We start from the raw sequence: 22,429 nt of genomic DNA on the forward strand, positions 1-22,429 counted from the left end.
CCCAGGTTGCGTTGGTTGGCATCTTGCGAAAGCACCAAACGGTCGCGTTTGTCGTACACCATCATTACTTTGCCTGCCCCAGGCACCTCTTTGCTGATGAGGCGACCACGGGCGTCGTAATAATAACGGTACCAGAGCTTGTCGAGCTGGGCATCAACCGCAGCAAAATCCCAATTGGCATCGTCCAGTGCTTTTACTGCCGCTGGGGGCAATACATAGCTCAACTGACCAAAGTCGTTGTATACATAATAGGTTTGTGCCCAGGTGTGGGCGTCTACCTTGGCACGTTTGAGCACCACTTGTCCGGCCTTGTTTTTAAACTCTTCGGTTTGCTTGCCGTCTTCGTCGGTCACCCTTACCCGGCTGAGTTGACCCGCCGCATAAAAACCTGTGGCAGTAGGTTTGTTTTGGTCGCTTGCCACAATCTCAAAGCTAATGGTGGGGTCATCAGCCGCAATGCTAAATCCCTCGCTGAGTACTATCTTAGGGTCCGCCTGATAGTGCGTTACTGGCTGCCCATTGCTTTTGGTTTGGAGGGTGTTCAAGGTCAATTCGCCTGGGCGAACCGTTACCTCGGCGTTTGCCGATGCATTATTTACCTCAAACAGCCTTACCTTGTCAAAAGGAGCCGTGCCTGCATTTTGGGGGTCGGGGTTGGTCCACAAATCGGTGGTTACCCCTTTGCCCGCGCCTACCCAGCTGTTGCCGGGGGCGTATTGCACAAACGCCCGGTTGAGCGGTGAGGCCTCAAAAGTAGTCAGTGTATAAGGTTTGGTAGTAGTAGCACGTGTGCCTCCGGCTCCATCGGCATAAAAGCCCTCAATGGCAGTAATGGCATTGGGTTTAAAACCCTTCAGGTTTTCGCTAGAGGTGTAGGGCAAATGGGTAAGCGGAGTACGGCTTATTTCATCGTATACTACAGCCTTTACCACATCGGCTCCGCCCGGCGAAGTTTGTTGGCTCAAGCTCTGGATGGGTCTACCCAAACCATCTAAATATACTTTGTCCCAAAAAGTTTGGCGATTGGTTACCGACAAAGCATCCAGGTTGGTCTGATTGGTTTCTTTTACCCGCAGGGTTTGTACCCCAGTAATGTTCAGGTCAGCCTCGGTCACATTGGCATAGGTGGGCATAATGCGCACCGGAATGGCCAGCTTTTCACCCACACAACCCACTTTGTCGTTTTTGAGCGCCACATATATCACTTTAGTTTGGGTAAAATTGGCAGTATAGGTAGCCGTGTTGTTGCCAGCCACCAAGTTGTGGTCATCTTGGCTGGTATACCAAACATACTCCTGCCCAGCTTGTGCTCCAGCCACGGTGAGGGTTTTTTGCCCCGCTTTTTCTATGCCTAAGGGAGCCCCTACCAGGGTAGGCTTGGGCAAACCAGTATAGGCTTCTACCAAAAAAGCAGTTTTGGGGCTTTCGCAACCACCGTGCGATAAAGACACATAATAGGTAGTGGTGGTACTCAGTTTTTCGGTGAGTAAATAAGGCTCGGAACCCACTTTGATAGGCTCACTATTGGGATCATCCTTATACCAACGCACAATGCCTGCCGTATTGGAACTACCCGTAGCCCTTAACAAGGTAGTAGAAGCATTGCACAACAGTGGGTCATCGGCTGCTACAGTAGGCGCCAAGGGCACCAATAATGGAGTAACTGTAGTTTTGGGGCTGGTCATTACACAGCCTCCGCCTATAGAGGCCTCTGCCCATACTTCGTAGTTGGTGTCTGATAAAAAACTATAAGTAAGGCTTGCCATATCACCGGGGGCTGTAATAATATTAGAACCACCTACCAGCCTTCTTTTCCAAACAAAAGAGGTCACGCCTCCGGGCAACCAAGGCAAGGTTACACTTGTACTCTTGCTTTTGCAAGAAGCTCCCAACAGCACCGGGGAGGGCAAACTGTTAAGCCCTATTACCAAACCTTCGCTCAAACAAGTAGGGCCAGGTTCTAAGTGTAATGTGTAACGATTGGTGGCGTTGATGCCTGGCAAGTTGCTAAAAACCCCGTTACTACTGGTAGCTATAGTTTCTCTGGTTATCCAACCTTGTGCGCTGATGATATTATTGACTGAAATATACTCCTGGCGTTTGAGGTGATAAATGATGCCGGGCTGAGGGTTATTTACGCTCAGGTTTTGCCCACAACTGGTAATGGTCAAGTCGCGAACGCTCAGCGGGTTGATGGCAGTGCTTGCGGTAAAATTGGTGGTGATGCTGGGACTTATGCACCCAGTATGTGCGTCTTTGAACCTGACTGAGATGGTAGTAGTACCTGCTTTTACCTGGGGCAACACCAAGGTAGGAACCGTGGTGGTGAAGCTTCTGCCATCGCTGGTTGCCCATAAATACTCAGAATAAAAATGGGTATAGCCTTGAATGTTATTGATGCTCAAGGTAAGGTCGCTGCCACACTGAGCGGCAGATGGGTTCTTACCAATGCTGTAGTTGCTCAAGTTAAAAGTAGGGAAAGCAATGGTTTGGGGGGCACTATAACAGCCATTGCCCTTAGATATTTTGGCTTGGTAGCGAATAGTTGACGACAGACGTTCAGCGCTTGTGGGCAGCTGAAATACGCCAGTAGCACTGCTGATATTGGCTACCTGGTACCAAGTGTCCATTTCTCTTTCTTCGATGATCAAGTGGTAGGTTTCACCCGCATTTGCCCTGGTCAAAGTCACCGTTTCGCCACAATTGCTCACCTGGTAAGCAGGTGGATTGGGCTGGGTACCTGCGGTGACTACCAAAGGAATAAGCGGACTGACAATAGGATTGTTCATACCCAAGCTTACCCTTACATAAAATGTTTTTGAGCCAGATACGTGTCCCAAAAACAGTTGTTGGCTACTGCCAATGGCTTGCTGCTGGGCGTTGAACCATTCATAAGTAATGATGCCTGCATCGTCTCCTTCGGGAACATTGACGTTGCCAGTCCAACCATTGATATTGATTTTACCCGACACCTCTCCGCCTCCGCACAAAAAGCTGGGGGAGGCATTTACAATGACAGGAATCACTCGCACAAAGTCTACTTTTTGGGGTACTCTGGCGCTTTCTACCCCATAGGTAGGGTTGTAAGAAGCCACATACACATTACTGGACGGAATAGTCACACTGGTACCTTCGGCAAGCAAGGTACCCCCCGCATTGTACCAACGGCATGTAGTCCCATTGGCACCGGGAGTAGCCTGGGCGTTGTAGCTATTGTTAAAAGTAGTGATCTGGCTGACCACTGAAGGTTTTTTGATGACTTGTATTGTCAAGCGGGTGGTTCCACAGCCCAACCCTGCTCCGTTAACACCAAAAGTAGTATTGTTGTACAAGGGAGCACTCACGACCTGATTTGCTGAACCTGACAATGGATATGCCCAAGAGTAGTTTGACCAACCACCTGCAGTCAAGGTTACACTCTCCCCTTCTCTTACCATCATTTTAGAAGCCGATAAAGTAAGCGGTGAAGTATTGGTAATATTTACTGTGATGTACCCTGTCTCGTTAAGATGTCCGGTTTCACCATAAGGGTCACCAGGCCCTCTATAAGTTGCCCTAAGCTTCCCTATACCAGTAGAATGCCATTCCACAGATACGTGTTTCCCGGTAGTGGAAGATAGCGTACCTGAACCAGCAACAATGCTCCAGCTATAGTTTGATGGTATGTACCCATTAGACGCTTCTGCACTGTAGGGGGTTGAACTGTTTACACATACGCTAGTGGCTCCCCCTACTACCAACTGACTCATGGCTATTGATGGCAACATTAGCAATAGCCACAGCATAAGGGCAGACAAACGTAATATTGTTTTATATGGTTTCATTTCTTTGATCTCCTTATTTATTCTTGTATTGATAAGTGTACCTTTTCAAAATATTTCCTTCAAAATCGCGCAACAACTGTAGGCGATTCAACCCGTCGTATTGGTAATAAATGGTTTGTTGGTTGGCATCGGTTTTAGACACCAAACCCACCAAAAGCTGATGGTTAAAAGTGGTCATTTGGGCGTTTACGGGGTGTAGCCGCAGCTCATCGAGGTATACCCCCTGGGCTACGTTCAGGGTAACTGAAGTAGCATTATTAATTGTGGTCTGATACAATGACCAACCCGAAGGCAAGGTTTTTACCAACGAAGCTGCCGTGCCATTGACGGTTGTCTGCCCATTGCCTTTTTGCCAAAAACTCACTTGGTAACTCCCCGAAGGCAAAGCGCTTCTTTGCAGGGTCACCACCCCGTTGGTGGCTTGCAAACTCGTCATTCCTGTATGTTGCTCAGTGGCGGTGACCGTCCAGGTAGGCGTGTTGGTGCTCCAGTGGCCCCAATCGGTAGCGGTTTCGAAGCTGCTGTAGGCAATTTGTTCGGCGGTAGCATTCACCACGTGAGCCGTTACTTGCGATTTGTGCGCGTGGTCCCAGATAAAGGCACTGCTGATGTTATCGGCTGCTTTGGTTTCTATCAGGTTGCCGTATTCAGACTCAAAGGTATAAGCTTCTTTGAGTTTTAAGTATACAAAGTTTCCGGCACCGTCTACTTGATACACATCTGCCATGTTGCTCAATGGGGTGGTCAGTTCCGCTACATATTTTTTGGTGGGGAATAGCTTACTGCCCTCTTGAGCAAACTCAGTATAGGTGGCTCCTACTGCCTGGTTGTCTATCAGGCTAATACTAAGCACTGGGGTGGCCAACATGTATTTGCCTTTCAATAACTCAGCAGTACGATACATTTTACTGGTAAAAGGCAAATTCACCAAGGCATCTTGTGGGTAGTAATTTTTGGTTACTATAGTTTGTCCTTTACTGTTGGTGGTTTCGGTTTTGGTCAAGAAGGTATGCTGGATATTCTTCATTGGATCCAAGGGATTTTCGTAGTAATACTTACTCACCGTTTTCATCTCTTGCTTGGAAGTACCCGCCACATCGCCATTGTCATAAAAATATTGGTAATTATCGGTTTGATCCAGGCGATGCCACGCTGAAACCAGTGTGTGGTGGGTCACCGTCATGGTATTGGTGCCTGGTTCTTTGGTATTGGGCAAGCACACCGAACGTTTATACCACCTTGCTGTAATACCGTGGGCTCGGTGAAGGTTAATATCATTTTTAATATTCAGGGCAGTGTAATGGTTTTGGGTGGCTTGCAAAATGCGTCCGTGTACATCGTAGGTGCGTTGTTTGAGCAAATGCCCTCGTTGCCAGTCGTTGTCATAGCTGCCATTATCGGGCATAAAAGCATATTCGTGTTCGGTTCTACCGTTGGCGCCTGCCTCGCCCAATAGTACGGTTACGTTGGTGTACCCTATGGGGCTGCCCTTGGTATATCCCCCCCGCAACACACTTGACGAAGAAAGGGTCAACGATTGACAAACAACTTCGGTACAAAGTGATCCTGAGTGGTTATCCCGTACAGTGTATTCTCTTTTGGTGTCATAAGCCGGCATTAGACCAGGCAAATAGCCACTACTTGCCTTTTTATTGTCAAATTGGTGGTACAAATATTCTTTTACCAAGTCGTTGCCTTGGTTCAGTCCATCGGTCATAGTCACCTTGGCAATGCGCAAGCCAGGCCCCGGTTTGTCGCAACCATCGGTGGCTTTGTTCTTGGCATAGTCTATTCTGATGTGGGCAGATACAATGGCTTGGTTGTCAGGCAAGAAGTTAGGCGCAGCCCAGGCGCTGGCTTCCAGTATATAAGTACCTGGTGGCATATGTAACCTGTGCAACCCAGTCTTATTCATGGAAAAGTAGGTCGCCAAATTATTTGTATCACCACGTATGGGTCTCAGTATTTGCCCAAATACTTCACTTTCGGTAATGTCGTGGTCTATCACGCTGGTATAAACGCTTACCCACTGGGTAGTATCTAATACAAAAGTAATACGTTTGGTTTGCCTGCCATTGTGTAGTTTGCTAAAGCTTGTACCTACTTGGGTAGTAGTAGCCACCTTTTCCAGGTATCCATTGCAGCTTTTGTTATCGAAGAACACATTAGACTCCCAATCAAAAGAAGCTTCGCCCCCAGTGGGGTAGGTCATTTTGGTGAGCACCCCTATTTTTACCGCTTCAGGGTTTACCTCACGGTTGGCTCCCTTGTGTATGATTGAACCATTTGTGTTGATATAATCAGGAATGAGGGTGGAGTTTTGGGCGCCGTTGTAATAGCCCCAATGGTCTATGGCAAGGCTCCCCTGACGAGACACTAAGCCAGGGTTGGACTGGCGGTGGTAACTAAACTCATAGGCACCTTTGGTCAGGTTGCCTTGAGGCGCCACTTGCTGTACTTTGGTAAGCAACAAGTAGCCCTTGTATATGCTGGGCAGGGGTGGTCCCATGTAGCCAAAACTCAATTGGTGGGTTTGTACAATGTTTCCGTTGGCCGACACTACCTCTATCCTATCCAAGGCTTTGTCTTGATAGTCTTGACGGTTTTCGGCGGTTTCGTGAAATACCACTTTATGCCCGGTTTTCGCTCTAATTTCTTTGATGTGTAACCTCCCAAATACTTTTACCTCATGGTAGCTTTGAGATTGGCTATTGGCGCCATTGCATAACGCCTGCCCAATGGTTTGGGCAAAACTACGGCTTTCAGCAACCGTGGCTTGGTAGCCAATTTCACCAGATGACACCGTGTACACAAAATTGATTTCATCGTCTCCGTTTACAGATTCTATTTTTTTGAGGTACCAGGCAGAAATGTACCGTTCACCACTTCCTTGCCCCCCTGATTCATTGCTCACCGAAGTTTCTTCGGTAAGACCTGTGCCTCCAAAGGTATATTTGGTGCCATCGGGCAAGGTAATTATCCAATCACCACGGATCACTGTGCTGTCTATATCGGCAGGAATTTCTATTTTCACGTCTTGGTAGGGGATGGTATAGGCGGCAAACGAGCCATTGGTATTTCTTTTGATAAAGAACTTGCCCGAAGCCCCTCCTACGTTAAAAGAGTACAGATCGGGTTGGGTGTCTTTGATCCGTCCGTTGGCTACGGCGTCCAAAAAAACCCAGTCATCATGGTTGCCATAAGGCTCATAACCAGCGTCTCCCTTGATGGGGTTTTCCAACGACCAATACCCATCGGGGGCGTTGTCTGACTTGCCTTTCACCGTTCGAGTGATGACTCCACCCGCATTGAGCGCCCAGCCAAGGCCTACCCAACTGGGGGTTGTATTGGGTTGAAAACCCGTATAATGATAGCTAAGCGACACCGGAACGCTCAAAGTGCGACTTTTGAGCTGATAAATGGGTACACTTACATTGGGTATCCCTGTATACAAGCTTATAGGTACATCGGCAAATTTTTCGAGGGCTGCCGCATTGGGTGATGGGGGAATATTTTGCGTTTGGGCTTGCGCAATATGTACTGTCAAACATAAACAGAACATAAGTTTTATTGCCAACGCAATCGCTTTTATTGTTTGGGTAGATGTATTGATCATTATTTGTTAACTTCAATTAAAAATGTAGACCTTATTTATTGGGTGATTTTTGCCTGATACAACAAATAAGGCGTAAGCAAAACTCATCTAATATCACTATACCCATTTGATGGAGGTGTTCCGGACAAAATCTTCGGATTTTTTTTAAAATTTCTTTTTTTCTGTGTATTCAGTGGCTGATTAGCGGAGTGTTTTTGGCTTTTATTTTGTATTATAACTTAATATTATGATAAGTTATTTAATGGTTTTTAAATACACTATCTTATGCTGAAAGCAACAAAGGCAAGCTCCTATGAAGGAACTTGCCCATTGTTAATTATGCCAGCCTTTGACGCATTGGCGTTAACTTAACTTTTCAAGCGAAGGCTTTAAATGTTTGATAAACAATGCCTTCAGTCAAAAATAAGCATCTTTTAGAACTACTTAATCGCGTTAGGAACACACGCGGGGACGCGTGCGCCAGCCGTTGTAGTAAGTAGCAGCAAGCAATCAGCTATAAGCTACAAGCAAAGATAACTCTCTCATAATATGACAGTTATACTTGCATATTAGGTATATTTAATTTTGTCTTGGTACATATAGACAATTAAAATTTAATATTTCCGTCAAGCATTTTAAAACCTATAACAAAGATAAATATCCATACCTGGCAGGTTTTGAAAACCTGGCAGGTATAAAAAACTGTTTTATTAAAAGCCTACTAACTGCACTAGCAAAAACAGGAAAACAGGCAGAATGCTTTCGCTCTGTTTTACTCCAGTTCGGCATAAACGCAGGCGTCCTGACGCTGGTCTACCAGGCGTCCTATCAACCATATAAATGGTTCGACTTGCCCGTTGAGTACACAATTGCCCTTAGAAATGCTCTGAAGCAAGGCTTGCACATCAGCCGATTGCAAGGCAACAATGGTCGCCTGATCGGTAAAAGACAAGGTGCAAAAAGGCAAATCTTCCGGCTTGCGATTAGTCAGGGTTACGTCTCCATCCTTCACCAAAATGGTGGTGGGTGCAGCGCCTTCCGATATGCTCACAGATATGGCAAGACTAGGGGTTGGGGCATCAATTTTAGCCATTGTTTCTTTCAGGTAAACAAGCAGCGCATTCGCCCATTGTTCCACGTCGGTGTGGGTAATGGACTCCTCCTTTGCCTTATTACAAACTGCAGCCATTTGTTGGTCTACTTCACGCTCTGCCTCTATGAGCGCCTCCAGTGTCTTGTCTACGTCTGCACGCGTATGGGCTGCCGAGCAGATAAGCCTCAAACGCCCCCGTCCGCTTTCTACAATAGGATAGGTTACGGCGGATGTTTGTACACCCCGCTGATACAGGCTTTGTACGATGGCATACAATTTATCCTTGTTGCTAAAGTGAGGGGTAACAATGGGACCGTCTCCGGTTCCCAGGTCGTAACCTGCCTCTTCGAAACGTTGGCGCATGTAACGGGTTGTGCTCCATAATCGCTCGCGCAAAGCATCATCAGAACGGAGGCGTCGCAATGCAGTCAGCGCTGCCGCCATGTCTGCCGGGCTAATGGATGCCTGAAAAATATACGCTCTGGAAGACGACTTCAACAAGTCAATGTGTTCTTGGCTGGCCGCCACTACTCCACCCAGGCTGCCCAAGGCTTTGCTAAGGGTGGTCATAATAAAGTCTACCTCTTCAGTTACTCCTTGAGCCGCGCAAATACCAGCGCCACCTTCGCCATAAAAACCAAAAGAGTGGGCTTCGTCTACCAACACCAGGGCATTGTATTTTTTTGCGGTGCGCACGATTTCTGCCACTGGAGCCGCCCCTTCGCCCATGCTGTAGACCCCTTCGAGCACTACCAATACCGTGCGATAGGGCGATGTTTCGGATTCAAGCACCGCCGCCAAATCAGCCGCATTGTTGTGCTGAAAGGTCCTTACGGTGGCACCACACAAACGGGCGCCATCTACAATAGACGCATGACAGAGTTGGTCGATGACCACCACATCGTTTCTACCCAATAGCCCTGCTACTGCTCCTACATTGGCAGTATAGCCAGTAGGAAACAGGCAAGCGCTGGGCTTGCCTACCAAATCGGCAAATTCGGTTTCGAACTCAAGGTGTTGGTTGGTCATGCCAGATGCTGCCGCCGAAGTGCCCATGCCTGTTCCAAAGCGTGCCAAAGCATCAGAGGCTTCTTTCATTACTTCTTGATCGCGGTTCAAACCAAGGTATAGGTTGGTTGTCCAGATGATCGCTTCCTGCACCTCATCGTTGTAGGCATCGCCTACCATGCCTCTGGTGGCGCTTCCCGTTTGTAATACTTTGCTATAAGGGTTGCGTCGGTCGTTGTTTACCATGGCTAAGACTTCCTGCACCAACTTGCTTTTGTCGGTGGCGTCCCAAGCCGATGCTTTTGCCGCCTGAAACGTGGGGTGGCTGGATTGTATATGGGTTTGGAAACTGGCAAGCGTATCTGTAGCCACGCCGGGTAGTTTGTTTGCCGAGCAGTCATTGAGGGTGCTTCCTGTAGTACTGACAATATAATTGGCGAGTGCCTTGGGGGTAGGGTGTTCGAAGATAGCCTGCGCTGGCAGTTCTTGTCCCAGTAATTTAGTGAGTCGCCGACTAAACTCCAGGGTAGTGAGCGAGTCGATGCCCAAGCCATCGAACGAGTGGTCTGGTAGTACCTGGGTAGCATCGCCCAAGTTGAGTAAAGCAGCGACCTCATCTTGAATGAGGGACAATATTTCGGTGGGTTGTTTGTGGTGTGTACTTGCCAAACCATTGTCAATGCCAGGCTCCTCCTCTAAACTCATGAGCTTCTTACGATCGAGTTTGTCGTTGGGTAAAAGAGGCAAAGCTTTGAGGTGTTTTACTACTTGGGGCACCATGTATTTTGGGAGTCGTTTTGTCAAATAAGTTTTCACACTCGCCTCGGTTACGGTTTCATCTTGGCTTACTACATACACTACCAATATTTTCTGTCCAATGCCTCCGTTTACCGCAGCAGCAGCGGTAGCGTCAACACCTGGCATTGTTTCAAGTGTCGACTCTATTTCTTCCAGTTCAATTCGAAAGCCCCTGACCTTTACCTGTTGGTCGACTCGTCCAAGAAATTCGATCTCACCATTTTCTGTCCAACGACACAGGTCACCCGTTTTGTACAGGCGATTGTCTGGAATCAGGTCGCTGGAGATGCCTTCGATAAAACGCTCTTTAGTCAGTGCCTCATCGTATAAGTAGCCACGCGCCAGCTTACTTCCGGCAAGGTAAAGTTCTCCAGCTACTCCCATCCCCACAGGTTGCAAAGCGTCGTTTAGAATATAGGCACGTGAATTGGGCACCGACTTGCCAATGGTAACTACTTGAGTGCCCGCCGCAACTTCGGCAATGGTCGAGTACACGGTGTCTTCGGTAGGACCATACGCATTTAATATTCTCAGGTCGGGTTTTTGGGCGTGTACTTGCTCCACCAATGAGTGTTTGAGTGCTTCACCGCCAAAAATCAGGCATTGTATGCCCTCAGGTAGTTTTTCTACAGAGAGCAAGGCTTGTAAAGCCGATGCCACCATTACGCAAGTTTTTATTTGGTCTGTTGCGGGTAGCTTGGTTAGTTCGAGGGCATTTTTTGCAAGTATAATTGTACCGCCTAACGATAGCGTGCCCATGATTTCCATGACAGAAGTGTCGAAACACACAGAAGCTCCCGCAAACACCCCTTCCAGCTCCTCATCACTGAATCGCCCGCGCATTTCCTGGCTCATGGCTACTACGTTTCTATGCTCAACTGCTACTCCTTTTGGGCGACCAGTGGAGCCTGAAGTATAAATGACATACGCCAGGTCGTTCGCAGATGGTTTTACAACGCTATCAGTATGTTTGCCCACTTTATTCATCCAGATGAGTTCACCTTCTCCTCCGCACAAGTCGGCAGTGTGGGCATTGTCTACGATGGTAGCCATTGCACGGGAGTGCTCTAACATGTACCTGACCCGGTCTTGTGGGTAGGCAGGGTCGAGCGGAACATAGGCTGCTCCTGCTTGCATCACTCCAATAAGGGCAGCCACCAGTTCCCAGGAGCGGTGCATACACACCCCTACCAAAGCTCCTGGCTTTATCCCACGGTTCTTAAGTTCTCCTGCTACCTCATTGGCTCGTTTTATCAGCTGTTTATAGTCAATGTTGGTTTCGCCATCAATGATGGCTATTTTTGTTGGGTGAGCCAATTGTTGCTTTACGATCAGTCCACAAATAGTTGTTTCCAGTAATTTATCCATAATTATTTATCCTTTTTTATTATATTGGCTAGTACCTCAACCTCTAAATACCTGATACATTATTTCGGCGATATTTGCACTCTGACTTTACTTCAAAAATATCGCGTAGCTATGGCTATGCTCCATTTTTGAAGTTCGTCAGAGAACAAATCTCATCCAAAATAAATAGTGCATTTACTTAGAGGATAAGGTACTAGTGTGTTTTATTTGAGTTTAATAGTGCAAGTGATCCACTCACCTACTTGTTGGCTATCATTCTAAATCAAAGCTTTTCTACGGAGAGCATAGTTTGCCACCTAACTACCTTTGGTAGAATTAATTTGCCAGAAAAATTAAAAACTAATGTTTCGCCCTTGGTTGAATACAGGCGTTTTGGAATGGTTGAAAATCCTCCGATTCAGGGGTTGTGTGGTTTGCATGCTTTAGGCAACTCTAAAAGTCATACTCTTATGATTAGCACTTCGTGTCAAACACATAGCCGTCAGGTTAAGCAAACAAGTGTAGAAAATTTACCCTAAAAATACCGCCACCGCCTCAGCGAGTGTCTCCACTCGCTGATTGAGTCTCTAAAAAAAAGCGCCCAAAGACAGTCTGGTCTCTTGTGAAGACACAAGCGACGGCAGAAGTTTAACACTTCGCATCAAACGCAGGTCAAATTTAGTGGTTTTACTCTTTTTATTCTGATAGAAGTAACTTTTATGACCTAAAGCACCAAAGGCAGACCATCGCCTGCCTGTCTTTAATGCTTACTCTGGTGTTGCTTGGTCTTCAACGCTTAAAGTTGATTATTGCTTTGAGTAACAGGAGTATCATGCTGCTTCCAAAGACAAGTCTGGAGCAGGCAAGGACAAAAGCCCACAAAGAAAATTGTCACCAAGCAAAGTAAACCCATTGCAAAGAATTCCTTTACTTGCCATGTACTAAATTAACTATTTTTGATGTTGTTTTGCTTAAAAATCTCCTGGGCTTGTTTTTTTAGATACGTACAACCTATGTGGGTCATCGACCAAGCTGTAGTCGATTGTACTCATTTTAAGTGAGCCATCCACCTGTAAAGTTATTGCACGGGTCAAGTCATTGGGGGCACTCAACAAACCAGTCATCCTCCCTCCTTCACTGGTGCTGACAATTCCATTTGTTTGTCCTATCACAATAGTGACTATCCACAAATAATCAGCGGCATGGTTGCTGTCATAAGCAGCAAAAGTAATCTTATCTGCGTCTCCTTCTTTGCCTCGCTTAAGAAATTTATTAGGGGCAGCCAATGACGCAATTAACATGCCTGCGTTGCCATGGCGTTTAAAAATCAATTGTTGGCTTACTTGGTTGGCTCTTTCGTGGGCAGACGAGGTAGTGGCAGCGCTCAAGTTGGGCTCTATGGTAATAATTTTACCCCCTTTACGAAAAGCCAATTGGTAAGTAGTATAATCATTGAGCTGTGCCTGGCACGATGCTCCATAGCCTAAACAGGCTAACAGACTTATGATAAATATTTTGTTCATGTTTTTATTTTGGTTCATTGACCTGTCGAAGGTCAAAAATTTGTTTAATAAAGTAAGATGCCAGTCAGCACACAAGCTAATAAAAGTCAATGACTCGAGTACCTGTAAGCCATTACTTTTTGCTCCAGGTCAAAAAGTAATCAAAAACCCCGCAGCTGTAGTTTGTTTCGCCTAAATCTGTTCTACTACGCCGAAACTGCTCAAACTCGCTTCGCTCAAACAATGATCAGTTTTTACGGCTTCGTTTCACAGATTCTTAACGGCAACAAACTAAGGCTGAGTCTAGCTGACGCGACCTTAGTCACATGCTGTGTTTTTAAAAATACACACTACGAAAGGTTAGTGGTTTTAACAAGGTTAGTAAAAAGGGAGAAGAGACGATGCCGCAACATCTCGCCAGTGTTTCTGGCAGGCAACGCCCCCGCTCCCGCTCATCCCTCGTTTTTTATTGAATCACCAATCTTTTAGTCAATACACCCTGGGTAGTTTTGAGGGTGTAAAGGTAGGTTCCTTTAGGTACTCGCTCTCCCGCCAGGTTTTTCAAATTCCACATTACCTGGTGGTGTCCCTTGGGCACAATACCATTGACCAAAGTTTGAACAGTTTGTCCCAGGCTATTGGTCACTGTCAAACTTACTTGTCCCGATTCGGGCAAATAATAAGCAATAGTAGTTTGGTCATGGGTGGGGTTGGGTTGGTTTTGGAACAACTGTAGACCTACCTCACCCGTTTGGGTAGCCGCAGATGCATCTTTGCGTAAGCGGAACACATAAGGGTCGGCTACTTTTCCTTGCAAAGCCGAAGGCGTTAAGCCCATCACGTTTTCTAAGGCATAGGCATCTCCATTGGCACGCGCCACCAACTGAAAGTCTAATTGCTCCCCAGTTTGATTGGTGTAAGCCGTCAGAAAGTAATACCACTTGCCTTCAATTTGTTGTGGAATTGCCACGCCTCTCGCCTCATTGCCCGCAAATGCCACCACCATATAATCTTGCTCATTTTTCAGGTTTTCGGCGCTTTGCAATACACCTATCACATGGCTAGAGTATTTGTAATCTCCCGCGTTTACGCTTAGGTGCAAACGTTGGGCATCGGTTACCACAGCTTTGACTGGTGCTGCCACTTGAGTACTTGTCCTTAGGACAATGCCAGAAGTGCTAGAATACTTAAGAGTAGACGTGTTGGCTACTTTAATTTTATAGCCCTGATTTGGTATTAGGTGAGTCAATGAGCCTACCCAAGTACCAGTACCATTCACCAATGTATATTGGGCTAACCCTTCTTTAGACACCACCACATCTCCTATAGAAGGATCAGGGTTCAAACGACCCATTGCCTGTACTACAGCAATGGCATCGGTACGGGTATACCCTAGTGCATTGTTGTCGGTATCGTTGCCATTGTCAGGGTTTGCCACCAGGTCGATGGTTTGGCTACGGTCTGCCTGATATCCAGCTACCTGCAGGGTTCTGCTGCCTCCATTGTGGCAAGTTACCAGATACGACTTGGTCACATCCAAAGAAAAGTTTGTCAGCACATTGCCACCAGCATCTTTCCACTGAGTACCATCATATATTGCCTCTACCAAGGCATCCATTCCCTGGGTTTGAATGGCATCATTTGCCTGAAAACCAGTCACTTGATTCAACGATAACGTCTTGCCACCTGGCACGTTGGTTGCCCGAAAGCTCAGCCAGTGGTTTTTACCCAATAGGTTGATAGTATACTGTGCCTTGCCCGAATAGTCAGCGTCCAGAGTAGTGTTCAAAGTAACACCATTGGCAAACTCTACAGTACCTATCGGGTTTTCCTGGCAAGCTGTGCCATCCCACAAATACACCGTACAAGTAGGGTTAACGGGCGTTTGTTCATTAGAGTAAATATTGAGCGAAGCCACAGCTGCATTGCCTACTGCTTGTACAATTCCTTTGCCCACCAGAGTCCCCTTGCTGTTTCTCACCAATAAGGTTTTGCCTGTGGCGTCGGTATACACCTGTCCCGCTTTTTGAATGGTAAGCTGGGTGCTCATATTAAAAGTAAAGTCTGCTGGCGTAATGGTTAAGTGGCGGTCATCGCAACTTACAATTACCTTCAGGTCCAAGGTTTCGTACCCCAACAAATTAGCCCCTTGGGTGATCTTAGCTTTTACCTGTCCGTAATAAGTACCCGCACTTAGCCACGGCGCTGTAGCAAAACTCATTGCGTGGGTATGTCCTCCTGGCAAAATGTATACACCATTTGCCAAAGCCGCATTGTTGGTAATGTTCAACCACATGGGCACCTCGGTCAATTGGTACTGAACCTCGGCAGCATTGGTGCTTACCAAGCTTAAGTCAAACGACTGGCTGGTACCGGTGGTTTGCACTACAGTATAGTTAGCCTGGTTCCAGCCTACGTTGTTGCCATCTACCCTAAAAGCCCAGGATTTGCCTGCTGCCGGATTGCCAAAAGCATCTTTAATTGCACCATCATTGATGACAGCAGTGAGCAAAGCACCCTCCAGTAATTCGGGGGCAAAGGTGGCCACTGGCTGTACGATCACCTTGGTGAGATCAGCCGAAGTACTTACGGCTACCGGAATGTCATGCACGATGGTTTCCACATCCAACGGGGCAGCCTGGTCTTTGGTAATAAAAGTAATTCCATCGCTGGTAGTGCCCTTGGTTTTGCCGGTAAAGTCACGGATGGCTTCTCCGTCCGGTGCAATGTTGTCTAACACATAATAAGCTTGTAAACCCTCTTCAGTACCAATGAGGCGTTTTTTCATATTGGTTCTGATATTTGCCTCTAGCAATGCCTTGTTCCAAATACGTATCTCGTCCAGCCCGCCTTTAAAGCCCTCGGTACTATTGGCTTGTGCTATGACCAAATCGTTGGCATTGACAGCAAAGTGCTGAATGCCTGCTGAAACACTTTTGGCAAGCGTACCATTCAGGTAAATCTTCAGCGTGTTAACAACCTCTCCCTTGATAAATACTACTGCCACGTGGGTCCAGCCGTCAGTATCCAATGACTCATCCGTAAAAGCAGCGCCTTGTCCGGCATAAATTTTATTGCCCTGAATAAAGGAAATATTCAGATTAGTTCCTTTACTGATAATAGGTGTAGATAAAATATTGCTGTGCACTTTATCTGGCTTTGCCCAAAACTCTACGGTATAAGAACTATCCAAGTCCAACACATTTTGATCGGGAATGGTGATTTGGTCAGCCACTTGGTCAAACAACGCTGAAGTAGGTACATACTTTACACTGCCCAAAATGCCGCGCAATGATACACTCAACGGATTGACTCCATTGGCATTGAGGGGTTTGTTGTAGGTAGCGGTGGCAAGGGCACTTGCAGCAGTGCTCCCGTTGAGAGGCGATACCTCTATAATGGTTGGGTTGGCACGCTGAATGTTACCAGTTATCCAGTCGCTTGGGTTGTTTACCTCCCAATCTTCCAGGGCGCTTCCGCAGATAGGTACTACCCTTGCTCTATAGGCTTGATCGGCTCCAATGGCAATAGTGCTGAGATTATACGTATAATACCCCTGGGCGTCAGGTGTTCCCAGTTCGGTCAGGGTTACTTCTTTGGCAAACTGAATTTCGTCAGAAGAAACCAAAGCAAACTCTAAACGAACCTTGGCAAAAGTGGCATGAGGAGTGACTGGCTTAAACTTAAATGGCAATATGTTCTTAGAGGTACTGTTTACTACCCAGCTGGTAGCAGGGGCAGCTACTTCTATATTGCCAGCACAAGGTGCATGAAAGTTCACATTAAGCTTTACTACATCGCGTAACTTTACATATTCAGTTCCATCTGAGTTGTATACAAGGGCTTTTTTGTCAGAGCCTTTTTCGTAAGCATACACAGGATTTCCTACAGCGTCGGTACCAGTTTGCACTTTTTCTCCTCCATAAAAATTTAATAGGCTTTCGTCACAGGCAGAGAAAAAAGTAAGCGGAATATTCTTGAACTCGACCGGAGCATTATCGCCTCTTCGGTAAGCTTCTATGCGAATGTGTTTACTTTCGCCTGGTTTGATGTTAAATACATATCCATTGGAGGTAAGCACTGCATCGGCAAGGTTTTCTACCTTTATCTCTATGCCTACAGGCAAATGCTCTGAAGGAATCCTGATAATGTAGTTTTTAGCCGAAGCTTCGTCTTTGGGTTGTACATTGCTCATGGTCACATCAAAGTAAGCAACCCCATTCAGGTCTGCCCAGGCAGTACTATTGTCTACTGTCAATTGCACTCCTTGGCGTGCCACTGTGTGTTTTTCTACTGGACACATAGACTCGCCCGCTCTAGCCACAATAATAGGCGTGGGGTAGTCAGGATCTTGTCTGAACCTGACACTAAACTGATCTTTTGCGTCATCGTCAAACAAGTTGATAGTAAACGCTTCTTTATTTTCATTGCCACTGCTCGTTTGAGAATCTATTTCGTGTGACAAGGAAATTTCACTTTCCAGGTTGTACTTCACACTAAACACTGTAGCATTTGTTTTGAAGTATTTGGTAAAGTCCAGGGTGTTGGTCACATTGATCACCTTACTAGTGGTAGTGTTTTTGCCAATGGCATACTCCAGGTTGGTTTGTCCAGATAATGCTACGGGTCCAGCTGGCAAACTTTTGGTTCCCGCATCGTTTTGCATAGTAAAGGGATCATTGTTGGTACCTTGAAATACCTGATCACGGTTGGCAACAGTTTTATTCAACACCTCTTGCCATTTTCTAATGTCGCCCAAACGATTTTTAATCGTATCCACTTTTCCCCGGTCGTTGGCCGACAAACTTTCACGGTTTTTATTCTCCGCATCAGTGTCGTTTAAGCCTGCACGCAAACTAGTGACCAAGGTACGTAGGTTAGGAATTAGATTCTTTTCGATGGCAAAACGGGTAAACACAAAACTAGCCCCCGTTTCTACCGAAATGGTCGGGTCATTATTAGAGTTGGCAGCTTTACAATCTACTACTGAGATTGTTTTACCAGTACCCATATACATAATATCACTTGTACCAAAGAACATATCACTTTGTTCTCCAGGCAATGGCGAAGTACCCTCAGGGGTAGTGATATTGGTATTAAAACTTAAGGCATTTGTGGTAACTTTTCCTCCACCTATGCTTATATTTTCGGCAATGGCACCTCCTGCGCTTACTTCGCCGGTAGACGATTCGTATAACACTACCGAGCCTCCCCCCATTCCAAACCAGGCACCCATATAAGCCGAGTGTTTGACCCCAGAGGTAATTTTAGTGGCAAGTTTGACCGAACCTGTATTGATCAGGCTAGAGCTGCTATTGACGGTAGCCCCTTTGCCCCAAGTAATGCTACTTCCATCTCCTGGAGGATCATATAATACTTGCTTTACATTAGGAAAAGTAAGGGTAAAAGTTTGATTTTCGTCTTGAACAGTGCCCACTATCCAGGCAGTTAACGAAGCTGTCGCTGGCCTATTGGTAGCATTTACTGTCAATTGACGGGTATGTTCGCCCGCAAAATTAGGGTAAGCCGTCCAAACTGCCACCGTGTCTATGCCTGTGGCGCTGGTAAACGGCGCATCAGACGAGCTCCCCACTACTTCGCCTTTGCCATGGTATTGTGGCAAATCTCCCGACACATAGTAGTCAGTATTGGCACTATAGCATTTGCTATCGCCATATTGCTCAAAGAACTCAAGGCGTACCCGGTATTGCTGTTGTTGCTCTAAAATAAACCTGTTCTCGTTGGCGCAATAGTTGGTTGCAGAGGTAGCATCAAAAGCAATCCAGCCTTGGGTCTTGTCCAAAATTTCTACCACGCTTGTGGTTACCTGTAAAGGGCTGCGGTATTCTATGTCTACTGTAGACCAACCCTTGGTAATGTCTACCCCAAACTGGGTTTTGACAATGGTGGGGTCTGCCTGATTGGTCAAAGTTACTTTGTAAATCCCAGGTAGCAAGTCATTTACGGTAAACACGGTTCCTTCGCTGTTAAAAACATCGCTAACGCTGGGGGTAGTACCCGCGGTAAAAGTTTTGCTAAATGTAGGGCTGGTCACATCGGTACGCTCTACAGTTACATCCCACAAGCCAATGCTGTTGTTGCAAGGAATAATGATGTTACCCGTGATGCCATAACGGGTATGGTTGTAGAAGTTAATCGACGATTCGGGCTGGGTCACATTCCATACCTGTTTTGCTTCTTGAGCAAAAGCCCCTTGAGCTTCATACTCGTATTTGTATTTACGCGTGTAAGGGTTGGCTACCGACCCATCAAACAATGGCATGGTAGACTCATCATTTACATCATTGAGCAAGTTCAAGGCATGGGCTTGGCTATTGGCAGTATTGCTCACCACTCGCAGGCTTTGGGCGTTTTCACCAAAGGCATAAGAATGGGTCAGGTGCTGGTCATCGTTGGCTATGTAATTACCCGCTTTCAGGTCATCTAAGGCAGCATTGTTGTATGCCACGTCTCGTACTTCTATCAAGTGCAAATGAGCCTTTAAGTTTTCACCCAAATTGACACCTTCGGCGCCCAGGTACATAAAACCTGCCAACTCAGACGAGGCTATAGTAGTAGCACTGGCGGCGGTATTGGAAACTCCAGTATACAGGTGTAAGGTTTGGGTGGTGTGGTGGTAAGTAAAAGCAAAAAATTGCCAGCCGGTGCTGTTGCCAAACGGCAGCTCAACCAACGAAGCATTTGCTGCATCATACAGCGCCAAAAAGCTGTTATTGCGCAACACCAAACGAATGTTGCCTACTTGCATAATGGTTTGCAAGGCAGGCACTTGTCCTTCGGCAAAGTCGTCTCTTTTGATCCAACCCGACCAAGTGGCACCATTGGCAGGCGCAATAAAAGTATTGGCAGATTTGACGAAATCGTTTACTCCGTCAAACTTTAGGCTCTGTGCACCAAACGTACGTAACTGTTCACGGTTGGTTACTTGAAAGTGCTGCAACCCAATGGGCAAACTTAGGTTGTACTGCCCAAAGTTATCAGAGCCTACTGGCGTGCCCTCTTCGCTGTTGATGGTGATGTAGTCCAAAGGAGTTGGATTGGCCCCTGAAGCAGATTGAAAGGTTTGCCCGGCGGGAACAGGGTATTCCACCCCGTCTTGAAAGTAAAATACATTGCCCGAAATATTAAATTGCGACTCATCAGTAAAATCTACTTTAGACTTGGTGTAGTCGCTCGCCTGGGTGCTACTTTGCAACAAAATGCTTTGGGCAGTAGGGTTAAACAGATGGTTGGTTTTGACAGGTGCTACAATAAAAGTAGTGCTGGTATTGCCAAAGTTCAAGCCTTCCATCACATAGTTACCAAAGTCATCGGTATAGACAACATACTTCATGGCATTGTTGGTTGCCACCCGGTTCAGCAAATCAGTCGTTGTAGCAATATAGCGTCCGGCGGTGTGGCTTGCCTGGTTGTAGGTTTCCTTATCAGCATCCAAATCAAAACGATAATACAACCACAAATTTTCGTAGGTGTCCTGGTTACCACTAATTACATAAGGGTAATGTTGATGTATTTGCTTATCAAGGCTTGCCATCCACTCTTCGTCGGTTTCATCGCGGTGGGTGGTTTCATCTACACGCACGGTGCCTCTTTTTACTCCCCACACCCTCAATTCGTCCAAGGCATAGTCAGTGCCTGCACTGGCGTTGATGTTCCAGGTGTTCAACACCCCAATACTGCTATAGGCATAAGCAGTAGAATTATTTGCTACCAAAGCCCCATCTATATATATACGTCCACCAATGGCAGACCACACTATAGCATAGTGGTGCCATTGGTCATCTCCGGCAGGGTTGGTATACACCAGATAAGGCGTGCCGTTTCCATTGGTTGCTTCAACGGTGTTGCCTGCCTGCATTTGCACCTGTACATTGCCCAAGGCAAATACCGTGTTGGGTTCAGTGGTGGCTCCTTTGTACCAAAACTCTACCATAAAATCAGAGGCAGCCCCACTTTTCTTAAATACATCCACATTTTTTACCAACAAAGGCTTGGAGTTTTTCGCCAAACCCAAGGCATGCCCTGGCAAACCACCATCGCCCTCAAGGGTAATGGCTGCCTCAGGCGTACCCACTTTGCTCGAAGAAGCTACAGTGCCCGATATTTTCCCATTGTGAAAAACAAACCCATAATCTAGTCCAGTAGAGGTAACCTCTCCGTTGGCTTTGACTTTATACAAGTCGGTTTCGCCAGGCAAAATATTGCTTTTCACTTCAAACGCAAGGTTATCTCCCACATTAGAGCCTGCATTGACCGACCCTATCTGGCTGTCGTTTTTGAATATGTTGTAGCTAGTGGCTCCTTTGATATGTGGCCAGGTAAGCACCACTTTATCAGGGTGAGTTCCTTTAGAGGCTTTCAGCAAAATCTTGTCGTTTAAGAAAATAGGGTGTTCTATGTCGTCTCTTACTTCCATCAACATAATGCCCTTGTAGCTGTAGCTACGTACCCCTTGCCCCATTTTAGGCGAACCCGCCAAGGCATCTCTCCACTGCATGGTGTCTAATGAATCGAGTACAGAAGTAGCTACAGAAGCTTTTTCGTATTGTCCGAGCAGCATATACAAGCCCCGATTGTCAATCAGGTTGGTGAGCTCCACTGCATCCAGCTTAGTGAAACTTCTCAACCAGTTGGCATCAATATCGTCTTCAGTACGCGCTTTGTTCCAAGTACGTACCTCGGCTATTTCAAGCAGGCTATTCTGGTTGCGTTCGCGGTAAAAATACAAATAACGCGGATAAGTAGTGGCAAGGTTTGCCGTTACTTCGGCTTGCTTGCGCCCATTGATGTATATTTGCAATACCTGAAACTTGTACACCAAAGTAACATGGTGCCAGGTGCTTGCCTGTACCGTTCCGCTCAAGTCAATGGTTTGGCTGGTGCCTCCCAAACGGACGACCAACTGGTTGCCCGCCGTCATTTTCAGCGATAAAGACTGGTCATTGCCCAGTATATCGGTCAGTTGCCAGTCGTTGTTGGCAAAGGTAGAACGTACCCAAAACTCTATAGAAGCTTCCTGGGCAATGCCTGCTGACAAAGCCGCCTGTAGGTCAATGCCTGTATTGAAGTGGGTGGCATGGTTAACTGCATTCATGCGCAGTATGCCGTGGCTCTGGGCTCGGAGCGATTGATGGCTCCCCAGCAATAGCAGGGCAAGCAAACCACTCAACAAGTATAATTGTTTGTGTATTTTCATAATAAAAGTGTAGACATACAGCTGATTTGGCAAAAGCTTGGGGCT

Annotated in this window: 5 protein-coding genes; all 5 read right to left on the reverse strand. The window is 46.5% G+C overall.

From position 1 onward, the window contains the following. The coding region (locus Q0954_RS23050; RefSeq protein ID WP_299460894.1) for a DUF6443 domain-containing protein at positions 1-3,824 on the reverse strand (3,824 nt) is incomplete at its 3' end. A gap of 13 nt (positions 3,825-3,837) precedes the next feature. After that, entirely contained in the window at positions 3,838-7,440 is a 3,603-nt protein-coding gene (locus tag Q0954_RS23055; RefSeq protein WP_299460896.1) for a hypothetical protein, read from the reverse strand. A gap of 751 nt (positions 7,441-8,191) precedes the next feature. Continuing rightward, a complete protein-coding gene (locus tag Q0954_RS23060; protein WP_299460898.1) occupies positions 8,192-11,686 on the reverse strand; it encodes an amino acid adenylation domain-containing protein in 3,495 nt (1,164 codons plus the stop codon). Between the two features lie 950 nt (positions 11,687-12,636). Further along, entirely contained in the window at positions 12,637-13,188 is a 552-nt protein-coding gene (locus tag Q0954_RS23065; RefSeq protein ID WP_299460900.1) for a hypothetical protein, read from the reverse strand. Positions 13,189-13,633: 445 nt separating this feature from the next. After that, positions 13,634-22,384, reverse strand: coding sequence for a LamG-like jellyroll fold domain-containing protein (locus Q0954_RS23070; protein WP_299460902.1), 8,751 nt, complete (start codon positions 22,382-22,384; stop codon positions 13,634-13,636). Positions 22,385-22,429 lie beyond the last annotated feature (45 nt).

This window comes from uncultured Microscilla sp. (assembly GCF_947493425.1).
Taxonomy (GTDB): Bacteria; Bacteroidota; Bacteroidia; order Cytophagales; family Microscillaceae; genus Microscilla.